General features: G+C 61.9%; 9 protein-coding genes. 3 read left to right on the top strand and 6 right to left on the bottom strand.

The genetic code is table 11. The annotated features are described in order from the left end of the window. Positions 1 to 28: 28 nt before the first annotated feature. The 5 genes from ACPZMI_RS18590 to ACPZMI_RS18570 all read right to left on the bottom strand — a co-directional run bounded on the left by ACPZMI_RS18590 (position 29) and on the right by ACPZMI_RS18570 (position 8,395). Positions 29 to 2,914 (bottom strand): RHS repeat-associated core domain-containing protein, encoded by a 2,886-nt coding sequence (locus ACPZMI_RS18590; RefSeq protein ID WP_426352791.1) that lies wholly within the window; start codon positions 2,912 to 2,914, stop codon positions 29 to 31. Positions 2,915 to 3,025: 111 nt separating this feature from the next. Continuing rightward, the gene (dsbG, locus tag ACPZMI_RS18585; RefSeq protein WP_411382959.1) at positions 3,026 to 3,784 is read right to left on the bottom strand and encodes a thiol:disulfide interchange protein DsbG; all 759 of its coding nucleotides are present in this window, start codon (positions 3,782 to 3,784) and stop codon (positions 3,026 to 3,028) included. Position 3,785: 1 nt separating this feature from the next. Next, positions 3,786 to 4,622: a TlpA disulfide reductase family protein gene (locus ACPZMI_RS18580; RefSeq protein ID WP_186708392.1), complete on the bottom strand. Its 837-nt coding sequence runs from the start codon at positions 4,620 to 4,622 to the stop codon at positions 3,786 to 3,788. Next, positions 4,622 to 6,352, bottom strand: coding sequence for a protein-disulfide reductase DsbD (gene dsbD / locus ACPZMI_RS18575; protein WP_426352790.1), 1,731 nt, complete (start codon positions 6,350 to 6,352; stop codon positions 4,622 to 4,624). The genes ACPZMI_RS18580 and dsbD overlap by 1 nt, the downstream gene beginning before the upstream one ends. Before the next feature lie 114 nt (positions 6,353 to 6,466). After that, positions 6,467 to 8,395, bottom strand: a complete 1,929-nt coding sequence (locus ACPZMI_RS18570; protein ID WP_186708388.1) for a transglycosylase SLT domain-containing protein — start codon at positions 8,393 to 8,395, stop codon at positions 6,467 to 6,469. Positions 8,396 to 8,630: 235 nt separating this feature from the next. Here ACPZMI_RS18570 and ACPZMI_RS18565 point away from each other — a divergent pair, with 235 nt between their 5' ends. Beyond that, on the top strand, positions 8,631 to 10,562 hold the full coding sequence (locus ACPZMI_RS18565; protein WP_186666325.1) for an ATP-binding cassette domain-containing protein: 1,932 nt from the start codon (positions 8,631 to 8,633) through the stop codon (positions 10,560 to 10,562). 60 nt (positions 10,563 to 10,622) lie between these two features. Here the strand turns inward: ACPZMI_RS18565 and ACPZMI_RS18560 are convergent, their stop codons facing one another. Next, entirely contained in the window at positions 10,623 to 11,063 is a 441-nt protein-coding gene (locus ACPZMI_RS18560; protein ID WP_186666323.1) for a universal stress protein, read from the bottom strand. Positions 11,064 to 11,172: 109 nt separating this feature from the next. On the opposite strand from ACPZMI_RS18560, the gene ACPZMI_RS18555 reads away from it, so the two are divergent. Further along, positions 11,173 to 11,610, top strand: coding sequence for a hypothetical protein (locus ACPZMI_RS18555; protein ID WP_426352789.1), 438 nt, complete (start codon positions 11,173 to 11,175; stop codon positions 11,608 to 11,610). Positions 11,611 to 12,080: 470 nt separating this feature from the next. Beyond that, complete coding sequence (gene fadB / locus ACPZMI_RS18550; RefSeq protein WP_426352788.1) at positions 12,081 to 14,228, top strand: fatty acid oxidation complex subunit alpha FadB; 2,148 nt, start codon at positions 12,081 to 12,083, stop codon at positions 14,226 to 14,228. Positions 14,229 to 14,254: the final 26 nt, after the last annotated feature.

The raw sequence follows: 14,254 nt of genomic DNA, 5'->3' as shown, positions 1-14,254 counted from the left end.
CCGCGCTGGTGTCGTGCTGTATTTAACGCTATGCGTTGTTGATGCTATTTCTACGCATGCTACGCCTGGAATCGCCCAGTCTTTTTCTTACCGTCGAAGAGTTACTTGACAGCGTTGAAGAGCTACTGGATAGGCTTGAGCGCCGACTGGAGTTTGAATCATCGTTGGGGGTGTCAGGAAATAGTGTCTCCAGGTTGAGAGTATTCTCTTCGCTCGATGTGCTGTGCGTGCGAGCCAGTGTCGTCCCTTGTTGAGTATCATTTGTATCGGGGTCGTCAATATTGATGGCGAGGTGCTGCGGTGCAGAGAAGTCCTCTTCTGCGTTGGTATGTGCCGATGGAGCAGGCAGGGCGGCCATCTCTATAGCGTCGTGCGTATTCGGGCGCTGTTCCCCATGTCTGGGAGAGTGTGGTCTGCTAATGGCGTTCTGGTGAACGAAGTTTTCGCCCCCCGCGGGGTTTTGATTATCGGGTGATTGAGCATCATTTTCGAACGGGGGAGCCTCGTCAGATTCCAACTGAGTACGGCGAATTTGTTCAGCTTCACGTTGTTTCTTAAACAGCCGATATTGTGCAAATTGTTGGGTCCCGACCGATGTCATGGAGGAAAACATGGTTAAATATTGCACGGAGGAATCATTGGGGGAGATCCAGCCCAAGAACATTAAAGTAATCACAATAAAGATGTTAAGCACCCTTAGTCCGCTGGATGCAACATGGAGGCGGCCACCCGATTCTCTCCAGTGCTTCCATAAGGGAGCTGTCAGTGATGTTCCGTTTCTCTCTGCATCTTTGAGTTGGTAGTAGAGGGGTTGGTTGTTCGTAATAAGCGTCGCTATGTTCAGCAGAAGCAGCCAGATGGCAAATATTTCTAAGAATACAGTCATAAGGGTCTCTGCTGGAGACATCCCCGTAGCGTCACGAAAGCGCAGGGGATTATTTCTATTCGTCCGATACAGATTCGGGCCATCAATAAGCCCACCGGGATCGGCACTCAGCCATCGGCCCAACCCCGTCTGATAGTATCGCCAGCCGTAGTAGTAAAGACCGCTGGCATCGAGCTCCTTGCCGGCATGACGCGACGTACGTTGGGTTAATCCGTCGACTTCCGCTGCTTGCTCATCCAGGCCAGCTGTTTCGCCATAGGGGGTGTATTCCTCACGCGAGACGATGTTTCCCACCTCGTCCGTTTCTCCCGCACTGCTGCCCAGATGGTCGCTAAACCCATAGCGCAGGTTAACATCGGTATTCAGGCGATTTTCAATCCAACGCACCTGCTCTATTTCGATAATTACCACATGCTTGAGTGCCAGGGGCTGGCCTTCGAGCGTGCGCAGGCGTACTTCGCCGTCATCGACGTAGGTCGTCAGGGTGGTCTGAATTCCGTTGGCCGTGTGCACAGTACTGATCTTGCGACGTCGGGTGCCGCCATTGGCGTATCGGTATTGCTCGATATCATCTGCCGCACCGCTGGCGCGTTTGACCAGCGGCACCTGGCCCAACTGGTGATCGGCCAACCAAGCCAGTGCCCGGCCATCGACCAATTGTTTCTGCAGGCCGCCAGGCAGGAAGCCGTTTTCTGGTGTCAGTCCGTGGCTCTGGGGCATTGCGCGGTTGCTCTGGGTCGACACACGCAGGTGCTGGGTGCGCTGGCCGGCACCACCGTTGTGACTCAAGGTGACCAGGTTGTCACCGTCGTCGTATTCATAGCGTTCGCTGTAGGGTGTCCAGACTTTGCCGCCCTGGCGGTCGGACGGTCCGAAGGAGGGGGACCAGTAGGTGCCGACCGGGCTGCGCTCGCGCCCGCTTGCCTCGATCAGGCGGTAGAGGGTGTCGTAGGTGTATTTGCGCAGGCCGTCGGCCTGCTGGTTGTCATGCCACTGAGGGTCGGCACCTTGGTCATCGAGGGCGAGGATGTTGCCTGCGGGATCGTAGCCATAGTGCAGGTCGCTGATCAGCAGATAGCCCAGCGCATGGTTACTTGGGCGCTCCGTGCGATGTTGAATCAGGCGCTGACTGGTGGGCGAGTAGTCGTAGAGGTCGACCACACCATTGCCAGACATCTGCGCCACGACCAAGCCATCGGCCCTGCGTGTGACAGCCGCGAGCGCCACGGCCTCCTTGGCACCCTGACGCAAATGCATCTGGCGTACTGCGCCACTGACGTCCAGTGTCTTCGAGCTCGTTACCCCGGCCGCGTTGGTGCGTACCAGCATATCGCCCGCTGCGTTGTATCGGTTAAGGGTAATCAGTACGTCCTCTTCCAGATCATCTTCACTGCTGCCCGCCCAATCGGGTTGTTCAGCTTGAGGCTGCAGCAGTTGTTGCCGGGTTTCGAGAGGTGCGCTGGTCAGTGATAGCAAGGCTGTGAGAGTCAGGCCTGCGTTGTCGAAATGCTTGAGCGTCGCGCCTGCCAGGTTGCGCTGGCGTTCGGGGGCAGTGGCGGGTGCATACACCAGGCGCTCGCGCATACGGGCGATGCCAGCGGCCGGATGTTCGAAGATCGCGCTTTTGCGCCCGCCTTGTTCAGGGGCTTCGTAGGTATGTCTGTGGTGGGTGCCCTGAGCGTTGCAGGTCCACAGCGGCCGACCAGTGGCATCATCAAGCGACAGTGAGGTATCGCCGTCGGTCGTATGCAGCTTCAATTGTTGGCCGCCGAGGCTGGTTACCGTCGTAGCATCGGCCAGCGTCGGTGCGCCTGCCGATACCTGCAGCGCTCGGGCACCGAACTGGCGGACGGTGCGGGTCAGTGGGTCTGCATGGGTGCGGTTACGCAGCAGTTTTGCTGCGGGTATGTCTGCTCCATCCTGTGGGGAGCGCAGCAGGCGCAGCGTCACCGTAGCGCCTGCGGCACTGGACAGCACCGTTACGTCCGGAGTTTCGGCATGGTAGCGCGCAGCGTTGATGGCAGGCATCGGCAATCCCTCGTCTCATCGCCTCCAGTTCACCGATCGCGCAGACGCGAGCGTTCGATAAGGCGAGTCTAGGGAGGCTGCGTCGGTCTTGCACCTGACAGATTTATCAGGTTAACGCTTGCCCAGAATCTTGCCGAGCATTTCCGGGCGCGGCGCGCCCTGTTGGCTCTGCAGTTGTCCGTGTTCATCCTGGTAGAAGATCGCGGGCGTCGCGCCCAACCCCATTTCTTCCATCAACGCCTGGTTGGCTGCGAGTTGCTTCTGTGTGGCTTCGGGAATTGTGTCCAGTGCCTTGAGCGTGCTGGCCTTGCCGGCGCTTTCGTGGTCTTGCAGTGCCTTGGCAGGGTCTTTTGCCGACAACAGCGCTGCGGATTTGCCCGGGCTGTCCGGGCGGATGATGCCGACCATGATATGGCGCAGTTGCACCTTGCCCGACTCGACCCAGGGCCGCGCCTGTTGCCAGAACATGTTGCAGTACGGGCAGTTGGGGTCGCTGAACAGGTAGACGATACGTGGCGCATCGGTCTTGCCGTCCTGGATCCAGGCGGTCTTTTCCATCTTCGCCCAGATTTCCTTGCTCATCGGTGTGTAGACCAACTTGTCCAACGGTTCGGCGCTCAGGTCCTGGCCTTGTTCATCGAACAGGCTGCCAACCAGCACGTGCTTGCCGTCGGGCGTCAAGTACAGGGCGATGCCGTTGTTGTGGTACTCGGCGGCATAACCGCGCAGGCCATTGGGCGCGTCGAAAGTACCCTTGATTACCGCGCCCTTGGCTTCCATCTGCTGGATCGCCTTTGGCCAGGGCTCGGCCTGCGCCAGGGGCGCGACGAGCAGGGCCAGGGAGAGGGGCAGGAGAGCAGTCAGTCGCATGTCATTTTCCTTGTACGGCGGGGGCGGGCGCTACGGCTCGCTCTAAAGGCTCCAGGGCGTTGTGCAGGCTGGCGCGGGATAGCTCGCCGAGGTGGCTGCCGACCAGGCGTCCCTCGGCGTTGTAGAACAGGGTGGTGGGCAGGGCCATGGAGCCGACCCGTTGCGCCAGTTGCCCGCTGCCGTCGAACAGCACGTGATTAAGGCTCAGGCCGGTCGTGGCCAGGAAGGTACTGACGCTCTCTGGTGTTTCGCCTTGGTTGACGAACAGGAAGGTCACGTCGGGGTAGTCGCTCTGGGCCTGTTGCAGCACAGGCATCTCACGCCTGCACGGTGGGCACCAGGTGGCCCAGATGTTGATGACCAGTGGTGTGCCGCGGTAGCTGTGCAGGGCCACCGATTCGCCGCTGGCGTTTTGCAGGCTCAGTTCGGGCAGCTCTGTGCCTTTGCTGTACAGGTGGCTGCCCAGGCTCGCCAGCCCCCAGAACAGTGCGCCGCTGAACAGCGCCCAGCCCAGCGGGCGGCGCAGCCCCGGTCGGCGGCGACCCTGCCACAAGGCAGCAGCGATGAGTCCCGCCAGGCCACTCCAGAGCTGGAAGCCGCCATCGCGAATGTCGATGATCTGCACAGGGTCATCGCGGTACATCGCCCAGTACTCCAGGACGAAGCCCGCACGGGCGCAGAGGAGCCCGACCAGAAACAGGTTGAACAGCGCCGATTCGGGGCTCTCGCCGCCACGGCGAGCGACCCACCAGCCGACCAGGCAGGCGATGCCCAACGCTGCAAGCAACAGCAGGTGGTTCAAGGCCATGGTCAGCGGCCCCAAGGTTACCGTCAGCATCAGCCTTGACTCCTGGTCTGGGCCCAGTGTTGCAGGAATGCAGCGGCGTCGATTTCACCAGTGATGCGTCGGGCGCGCCGCTCGTCACCTTCCGGGCCGATCCAGATCAGGCTGGGCGGGCCTGGAACCTGGTAGCGCTGCAGCAATTCGCGGCTGGCAGGGGTGTCGGCGGTGACGTCCAGGCGCAGCATTTGCACGCCGTCGAGGCTGGCCTGGACATCGCCGCGGGCGAACACCTGTTTCTCCATCACTTTGCACGATACGCACCAGTCGGCGTAGTAGTCGACCAGCACCCACTGGTTGCGTGCCTTGGCGGCATCCAGTTCACGCTGCAGGTCCTGTGGGGTGTTGACGGTGATGACCCGTGCATCGTGGACATTTCCGGCGGTTGTCGTGCCACCGCCGGTGAAGGGCTGCAGCGGTTGCCAGAGATCGTTGCCTCCTGCGGCGGCACCGACCAGCAGCAGGCCACCCCAGAGGCTACCGAGTAACGGTAGGGCGCGCAGCGCCGGTAGACGCTTCAGGGCAGGCCAGGCCGCCCAGGCCAGGGAAATCAGCCAGGCGCCGACCAGTGCCAGCAGCAGCGGCTCGGGCAGCAGGCTGCGTAAGGTGTACAGGGCCATGGCCAGGAAGACGAAGCCGAACACGCCCTTGACCAGGTTCATCCAGGCTCCGGGGCGTGGCAGGTAGCGGTTGCCCAGGGTGACCAACAGCAGCAGCGGTACGCCCATGCCCAGCCCCAGGCTGAACAGCACCAGTGCGCCTTGCACCACATCGCCGCTCTGGGCGATATAGAGCAGGGCACCGGCCAGTGGCGCGGTCATGCACGGCCCCATCAGCAGGCCAGAGAGCGCGCCAAGCAACGCTGCGCCATACAGGTTGCCGCCACGTGTTCCCTGACCTGCACGATCGAGGCGATCACGCACGGCGGCGGGCAGTTGCAGTTCGAAGGCGCCGAACATCGGCAGGGCGAGCAACACGAACAGACCCGCCAGGCTGCCCAACAGCCAAGGTTGTTGCAGCCACGCCTGGAGGCCCGCGCCGAGCAATGCCGCGACCACACCCAAGGCGGCGTACACCAGCGCCATGCTCAATACATAGACCCCGGCCAGCACCCAGCCGCGTCGGGCACTTGCGCCATTGCCCATGACCAGTCCGGCGAGGATGGGCAGCATCGGCAGGGAGCAGGGGGTGAACGCCAGCAGCAGTCCCAGGCCGAAGAAGGCCAGCAGGCTCCAGGCCAGGCTGCTGTGTTGCAGGCCGCTGGCCAGGGCCTGGTCGCTGGCTTGTCCGCTGTCGGCTGCGGCTGGCGCAGAGAGCGCAGGCTGGCCGCCCAGGTCGATCACCGTAGTTTGCGGTGGATAGCACAGCCCGGCATCGGCGCAGCCCTGCCAGCCCAGTCGCAGTTCTCCAGTGGCATTGGCGGGCAGCAGCAATTGGAGTTCGGTGCGGTAGACGGCGCTATCACCGAAGAACTCATCGTGATGGTTGAGGGCAGGAGGCAGTTGCGGTTGCTGATCGACGGGAATGCCGTCGAATTTGAGGCGCTTCTGGTAGAGGTAGTAGCCGTCCTTGATCTGGAAATAAAGGCGCATCTGCCCGGAGGGCAGGCGATCCTGACTCAGGACGAAAGCCTGGTTCACCGGCAGGAAATCCGACTTGGGAGCGAAGGGATTGGCCTGGAGCGGGCCGGCGAGCAGGAATGTCAGGAAGAGCAGGAGAACACGCATGTCGACGCCTTGGCAGTGCATTGAGTGCACCATGCTGGAGCAGGCTGATTAACCGAAAGTTAACCCGGTTCGACATGAGGCCCTGCCGGTTGTTCCGGCAGGGCCTTGGTCGGGTCACATGTCGTCGAAGTAGCGCTCGTGCCAGTCCACCAACGGTTGTGGTGCGTTCAGTTTCTGGCCATAGATCACCGAGTAGGACAGCACGTTCTGCACATACTGACGTGTCTCGTCGAACGGAATCGACTCGACCCAGACATCGAAGCTCAGGTGCTTGGCGCCCTTGAGCCACTGACGTACGCGACCGGGGCCTGCGTTGTAGGCGGCCGACGCCAGCACGCGGTTGCCGTTGAACTGGCCGTGTACCTGGCTCAGGTAGGCGGCGCCGAGCTGGATGTTCTTGTCCGGATCGAGCACCTGCGCAGGTGAGGCCAGGGGGATGCTGAACTTGCGCGCGGTCTCCTTGGCGGTTCCTGGCATCAGTTGCATCAGGCCGCTGGCGCCCACCGGCGAGCGGGCATCGTCCATGAAGGCACTTTCCTGGCGGGTGATGGCGAACACCCAGCTGGAGTGCAGGCCGCGGACCTTGGCTTCACGTACCAGGGTATCGCGGTGAGCCATCGGGAAGCGGATGTCCAGGTCGTCCCAGTACTTGGCCTGGCTGATGGTGCGAATGGCCGGGAAGTACCAGCGCAGGTCGTAGGCCAGGCGGGCCTGGGCGACCATTTCGTCACGGTTGAAGTGGCGGCTGACGTGGTACCACTCGCGGCGCCCTTCGACGATCTGGCCACGGGCGTGGAACTCCAGGGCGCGGCGCACGCCGGGGGTGTTGCGCACCTTGTTGATCAACTGCTGGCTTAGCACCAGAGGCTTGTTGTTGAGCTGGTAAGGTGTCTGCGCGCGGTCGGCAGCAAGGAAGCCATAGAAGTCGCGCTCACGCGAGACATTCTTGTAGAGCAGTGGGATCTGCGGGTTGTTCGGTTGTGCCAGCTCCAGGCTGCGCGCCTGCCAGTAACGCCAACGGCTGCTGTCGGCCAGATCCTGGGGCAGGCGGCGGCTCAGTTCGTAGGCTTCTTCCCAGCGCCCGAGACGCAGGAGCAGGCGCATGCGCCATTCGCTGACGGTGTTGTCGCGCAGTTCCGGGTCGTAGCGGGTCATCAGGTCGAGGGCGCGCGGATCGTAGCGCCGCGCCAGCGTGAGGCCGATTTCGCGGGCGATGGCGACCTTCTCGTCGCGGGAGAAATGCATGCGTTGTGCGTAGTCGTCGAGCAGTGCCATGGCTTGCTCGGGATCCTGCCGCGCCAGGCGGCGCAGGCCGAGGCTGACCACATCGGACATCGCCTCGTTGACCGGGGTGAAGCGCGAAGGCTGCTTGAGCAGCTCGGGCTTTTGCGCCACGTCGACCAGCAGCTTGCCCTGTGGGCCGAGTGTGGTGAGCGTTTGCACCAGGTTGTTGGCCAGGCTGTAGTTGCGCGCCTCGGCCGCCAGTTTGGCGCGCTGCCAGCGGCGAGCCTCGGTGAGCTGGCCTTCTGCGGCCCACAGGCCGAACAGGGTATCGCAGGCCGCAGGTTGCGACTTGCCGACGTTCCACAGTTTTTCGGCGGTGGCGAAGCCTTCGGCGCGCAGCCCGTTGGTCAACTGGTACTGGCCGTTGAGGCAGTCCAGTTCTGTGAAGTTCAGCTTCGGGTCATAGTATTTGGCGAAGGTCTTCCAGTCGCCGCGTTCGGCCTGCCAGCGCAACCAGCGCAGTTTCATCCAGTTGGCCTGGGGCAGGTCGCCGTGCTTGGCGAGGAAACCTTCGATTTCCTCGTTGCTGGCAGTCTTCAGCCGCGCGGTGAGTTCGTCGTAGGCCAGGTAGGGTGTGAGCGGATAGTCGCTGAGCGCTTGGGCATAGCGCAGGTAGGGGCCCTTGTCGCCTTTGGCGAGGGCACGCTTGGCCTCGTCGTAGTACTGGCGCTGCTGGGTGATGTCGATGGCCTGTGCAGCACTCGCGGTCGTGGCGGTGAGCACCAGGCAGGAAACGAATTGGAACAGGCGGCTGCGCATGATACGTCCGGGCAGTTGAACCATGAAAAGTGACGGCGAAGCCAGCACTGTTGAAATCTTGTTTCCTTAGCTTAGCCGTTTGCCTGCGGTGGATGAAAGCATTGGGCTTGTATCGAATCGTTAACGCCGACCACGCGTCGCCAAGCGCGCGCCGTCATCGCATCTGGAATGTCACGCAGGGGCGAAGTAGGCGTGAAAGTCAGGTAGAATGCGCGCCCGGTTTTTGGAGATGATCATGACCCTGCTCAAATTCAGCGATGTGTCCCTCGCGTTCGGCGCCATGCCGCTGCTGGACAAAGTGTCCTGGCAGATCGCCCGTGGCGAGCGGGTGTGCATCATCGGCCGCAACGGCACCGGCAAGTCGAGCATGCTGCGCCTGGTCAAGGGTGAGCAGAAACCCGACGAAGGGGAAATCTGGCGTGCGCCGGCACTGAAGATCGGTGAGCTTCCGCAGGAGTTGCCGGTGGCCGACGATCGCAGTGTGTTCGATGTGGTCGCCGAGGGCCTCGACGGCGTCGGTGCGCTGCTCGCCGAATATCACCACCTGAGCCAGAACATCCAGAATGATGCCGACCTGGACAAGCTGATGCATGTCCAGCACGAGCTGGAGGCCCGCGACGGCTGGCGTCTGCAGCAGGTCGTGGAGAGCACCCTGAGCCGCCTGCAGTTGCCGGCCGACAAGACCCTCGCCGAGCTGTCCGGCGGCTGGCGCCGTCGCGTGCTGCTGGCTCAGGCCCTGGTGTCCGAGCCTGACCTGCTGCTGCTCGACGAACCGACCAACCACCTGGACATCGGTGCCATCGCCTGGCTCGAAGAGGCCCTGAGCGGCTTCAACGGCGCCGTGTTGTTCATCACTCACGACCGCTCGTTCCTGCAGAACCTGGCCACGCGGATCCTCGAGCTGGACCGCGGCGGGCTGATTGACTGGAACGGCGACTACGCCAGCTTCCTGGTGCACAAGGAGGCTGCGCTGGCCGCCGAGGAAACCGCCAATGCGCTGTTCGACAAGCGCCTGGCCCAGGAAGAGGTCTGGATCCGCCAGGGCATCAAGGCCCGGCGTACCCGTAATGAAGGTCGTGTGCGTGCCCTCAAGGCCCTGCGCGTGGAGCGCAGCGAGCGTCGCGAGCGCCAGGGCAGGGCGAACATCCAGATCGAGGTCGCCGACAAGTCCGGCAAGCAGGTGATGGTACTGGAAAACGTCAGCTTCGCGCACCCTCAGGGGCCGAAGCTGGTCAAGGATTTCTCCATGGTCCTGCAGCGCCAGGACCGCATCGGCCTGCTCGGCGCCAACGGCACCGGCAAGACCACCCTGCTCAAGCTCATGCTGGGTGACCTGGAGCCGACCGCCGGCAAGGTCGATCGCGGCACCAAGCTGGAGGTGGCCTACTTCGACCAGATGCGTCACCAGCTCGACCTCGAGAAGACGGTGATCGACAACCTCGCCGAAGGTCGCGACTTCATCGAGATCGATGGTCAGAATCGCCACGTGTTGAGTTACCTCGGAGACTTCCTGTTCAGCCCCCAGCGTGCACGCACGCCGGTCAAGGCGCTGTCTGGTGGTGAACGTGCGCGTCTGTTGCTGGCCAAGCTGTTCAGCAAACCGGCCAACTTGCTGGTGCTGGACGAGCCGACCAACGACCTGGACGTCGAGACGCTCGAGCTGCTTGAGGAAGTGCTGTCCAACTTCAAGGGTACGGTACTGATGGTCAGCCACGACCGGGCCTTCCTCGACAACGTGGTCACCAGCACCCTGGTGTTCGAGGGTGAGGGCAAGGTGCGTGAGTACGTGGGTGGCTATGAAGACTGGATCCGCCAGGGGGGCTCGCCGAAGCTGCTGGGCGTGACCGAGAGCAAGGGCGGCAAGTCCGAGCTCAACAGTGCGGTGGTCGAGAAGGTTGCGGTAGAGGTCGCCCCGGAGCCCGTGGCGCCTGTGGTGGCCGACAGCAGCAAGAAAAAGCTGAGCTACAAACTGCAGCGTGAGCTGGAGATGCTGCCTGGGCAGATCGATGCGCTGGAGCAGAAGATGGCGGTGCTGCAGGAAGAGGTGAATGCGCCTGGCTTCTATCAGCGGCCGATTGGCGAAACGTCGGACGTGCTGGCCAAGCTCGAGACGTTGCAGGCTGAGCTGGATGTGCTGGTCGAGCGCTGGGCCGAGCTGGAAGGTTGAGTCGATCGAGCCGGCCCTATCGCGGGACAAGTCGCAGCGATAGGGCCGGCTCGGGCTATATCATTCTTTCTTCTGCAACCGCACCGCCAGCACATCGCACGGTGCTCCATGCAGGACGTCATTGGCCGTGGAGCCCAGTAGCAGCGCCAGGCCATGGCGGCCATGGCTGCCGACCACGATCAGGTCGCACTTCTGATCCTTGGCCAGTTGGTGGATTTCCTGGCGCGGCTGGCCGTAGGTCAGGTGCGAATCGCCGCGATTGATGTCTGGATATTTGTTGAACAGGCGATCCATGCGTTCCTTGGCCTGGTCGAACTGCTGTTGCTGCAGTTGCGACAGGTCCATCGGCACGTCGCCACCAAATGCCATGGCCATCGGCTCGACGATATGCACCAGCGAGACCTTGGCGTTCGACGGTTTCGCCAGTGCCATGGCACGTTTGATCACTGGGTCGCATTCTTCGGTCAGGTCGACGGCAACCAGAAGATGTTCGTAGGACATGAGCGGCACTCCTGACAATCGCAATAGTGAAAGTATGGTCGCTTTCTGGCAGGCCTTGCGTGAAAAAGACTAACCCGCTCATTTGCAACGCTTTATAGGAACTACAGATATGACGGTATGGCTGGTGGTGTCAATCCTTGCGCTGATTCTCAGCCCGCTGGCCTGGTTGCGACCGTCGCGCAAGCAGAGCGAACAGATGAGCCTGCGCCTGGAGGGGCTGCGCATGGGTCTGGCCATGCAGCTGGCGCCCCAGGAGTGGCCGCACTGGCTGGAAAACCAACCGCCAAGCCCGTGCCCACAGTACCACCGCGGGCGGCGCAAGGGGCGAGAGGATAGCTGGTGCTACTGGCAGGTCAGCCCGGGCGTGTGGTGGAACAAATGGCGCGAACCCTGCCAGGAGCCACGTCTGGCGGAGTGTTTTGCGCGGTTGCCGGCCAGTGTCTACAAGGTGGAGGCCGATACCCGCATGATCGCCTTGTACTGGAGCGAGCGCGGCGAAAAATCTGTATTGCAGGATATTGCCCACACCCTCGAAACCCTCGCCTGAGGCATGCGCAAAAAAAAAGTGGGAGCAGGGCAACCCTGATCCCACAGTGGTGAAGCTGGCCAGGCAGGCCGGGAAAACATTCGATTCGAGGGCAGTGTAGACCCTTGTCTCCAATGTGCGCATGAAAAATCAGCAGGCTGGCAGCGCAACTGACCCCCAGCCATTGGCCGATCGTCGACATGAATGATCGACAATCACTGTCATCATGTTTTATCCCCTGGTGTTACAAAATGACTGGAAAGTCGCGTTTTCCGGGTGCTTTCGAGCATTTGACAACGCCGACCTTTTCGGAGAATGTGTGCGTACCCAAATCAAACGGGCGTATGAATTGAGCGTTTGTATGTTCACATCGCTCGTACAGAATCCCGACTAGCGCGCTGACGGGTGTGCCTGGGGGAGGGGCGTAAAGCCGGCCTTCCTGCCAGTGATCGGCGTGTACAGTTCAGCTTCCATATCGTGGAGATCAGTTGATGATTTACGAAGGTAAAGCCATCACGGTTAAGGCTCTTGAAAGCGGCATCGTCGAACTGAAGTTCGACCTCAAGGGTGAGTCCGTCAACAAATTCAACCGCCTTACCCTGAACGAGCTGCGTCAGGCCGTAGACACCATCAAGGCCGACGCCTCCATCAAGGGTGTGATCGTCAGCAGCGGCAAGGACGTGTTCATCGTCGGTGCCGACATCACCGAATTCGTCGACAATTTCAAGCTGCCCGAAGCCGAGCTGGTGGCCGGCAACCTGGAAGCCAACCGTATCTTCAGCGACTTCGAAGACCTCGCGGTGCCAACCGTCGTGGCCATCAACGGCATCGCCCTGGGCGGCGGCCTGGAAATGTGCCTGGCGGCGGATTACCGCGTCATGTCCAGCAGCGCCAAGATCGGCCTGCCGGAAGTCAAGCTGGGCATCTACCCGGGCTTTGGCGGCACCGTTCGCCTGCCGCGTCTGATCGGCTCGGACAATGCCATCGAGTGGATCGCCTCGGGCAAGGAAAACCGCGCCGAAGACGCCCTGAAAGTGGGCGCCGTCGATGCCGTGGTCGCCCCTGAGCTGCTGCAGGCCGGTGCCCTGGACCTGGTCAAGCGCGCCATCAGCGGAGAGCTGGACTACAAGGCCAAGCGTCAGCCCAAGCTCGAGAAGCTCAAGCTCAACGCCATCGAGCAGATGATGGCCTTCGAAACCGCCAAGGGCTTTGTCGCCGGTCAAGCCGGCCCGAACTACCCGGCTCCGGTCGAAGCCATCAAGACCATCCAGAAGGCCGCCAACTTTGGCCGTGACAAGGCCCTGGAAGTCGAAGCCGCAGGCTTTGCCAAGCTGGCCAAGACTTCGGTCGCCGAGAGCCTGATCGGCCTGTTCCTGAACGATCAGGAGCTCAAGCGCAAAGCCAAGGCCCATGACGAGATCGCCCGTGACGTGAAGCAGGCTGCCGTACTCGGCGCCGGCATCATGGGTGGCGGTATCGCCTACCAGTCGGCGGTCAAGGGCACGCCGATCCTGATGAAGGATATCCGTGAAGAAGCCATCCAGCTGGGCCTGAACGAAGCGTCCAAGCTGCTTGGCAAGCGCGTCGAGAAAGGTCGCCTGACCCCGGCGAAGATGGCCGAGGCACTCAACGCCATTCGCCCGACCTTGTCGTATGGCGATTTCGCCAACGTCGACATCGTCGTCGAGGCCGTGGTCGAGAACCCGAAGGTCAAGCAGGCGGTGCTGGCCGAGGTGGAAGGGCAGGTCAAGGAAGACGCGATTCTGGCGTCGAACACCTCGACCATTTCGATCAACCTGCTGGCCAAGGCCCTCAGGCGTCCGGAAAACTTCGTTGGCATGCACTTCTTCAACCCGGTGCACATGATGCCGCTGGTCGAAGTCATTCGTGGCGAGAAGTCCAGTGAAGTGGCGGTCGCCACCACCGTGGCCTACGCCAAGAAGATGGGCAAGAACCCGATCGTGGTCAACGACTGCCCGGGCTTTCTGGTCAACCGCGTACTGTTCCCGTACTTCGGCGGCTTCGCCAAGCTGGTCAGCGCAGGCGTCGATTTCGTGCGCATCGACAAGGTCATGGAGAAGTTCGGCTGGCCGATGGGCCCGGCCTACCTGATGGACGTGGTCGGCATCGACACCGGCCACCATGGTCGCGACGTGATGGCTGAAGGCTTCCCGGATCGCATGAAGGACGATCGCCGCTCCGCCGTCGACGCCCTGTACGAAGCCAATCGCCTGGGACAGAAGAACGGCAAGGGCTTCTATGCCTACGAAACCGACAAGCGCGGCAAACCGAAGAAAGTCGCCGACGCGTCCGTGCTGGACGTGCTCAAGCCGGTGATCTTCGAGCAGCGTGAAGTCAGTGACGAGGACATCATCAACTGGATGATGGTGCCGCTGTGCCTGGAGACCGTGCGCTGCCTGGAAGATGGCATCGTCGAAACTGCAGCCGAGGCGGACATGGGCCTGGTCTACGGCATCGGTTTCCCTCCCTTCCGCGGTGGTGCGCTGCGCTACATCGATTCGATCGGTGTTGCCGAGTTCGTTGCCCTGGCCGACAAGTACGCCGATCTGGGTCCGCTGTACCACCCGACTGCGAAGCTGCGTGAAATGGCCAAGAACGGCCAGCGCTTCTTCAACTGAACGGCCACGAGCTAGAGCGAGATTAT

Origin of the sequence: Pseudomonas wayambapalatensis (genome assembly GCF_049942315.1) — a bacterium.
Lineage (GTDB): Bacteria > Pseudomonadota > Gammaproteobacteria > Pseudomonadales > Pseudomonadaceae > Aquipseudomonas > Aquipseudomonas wayambapalatensis.
This window is presented reverse-complemented; position numbering and strand designations above follow the sequence as displayed.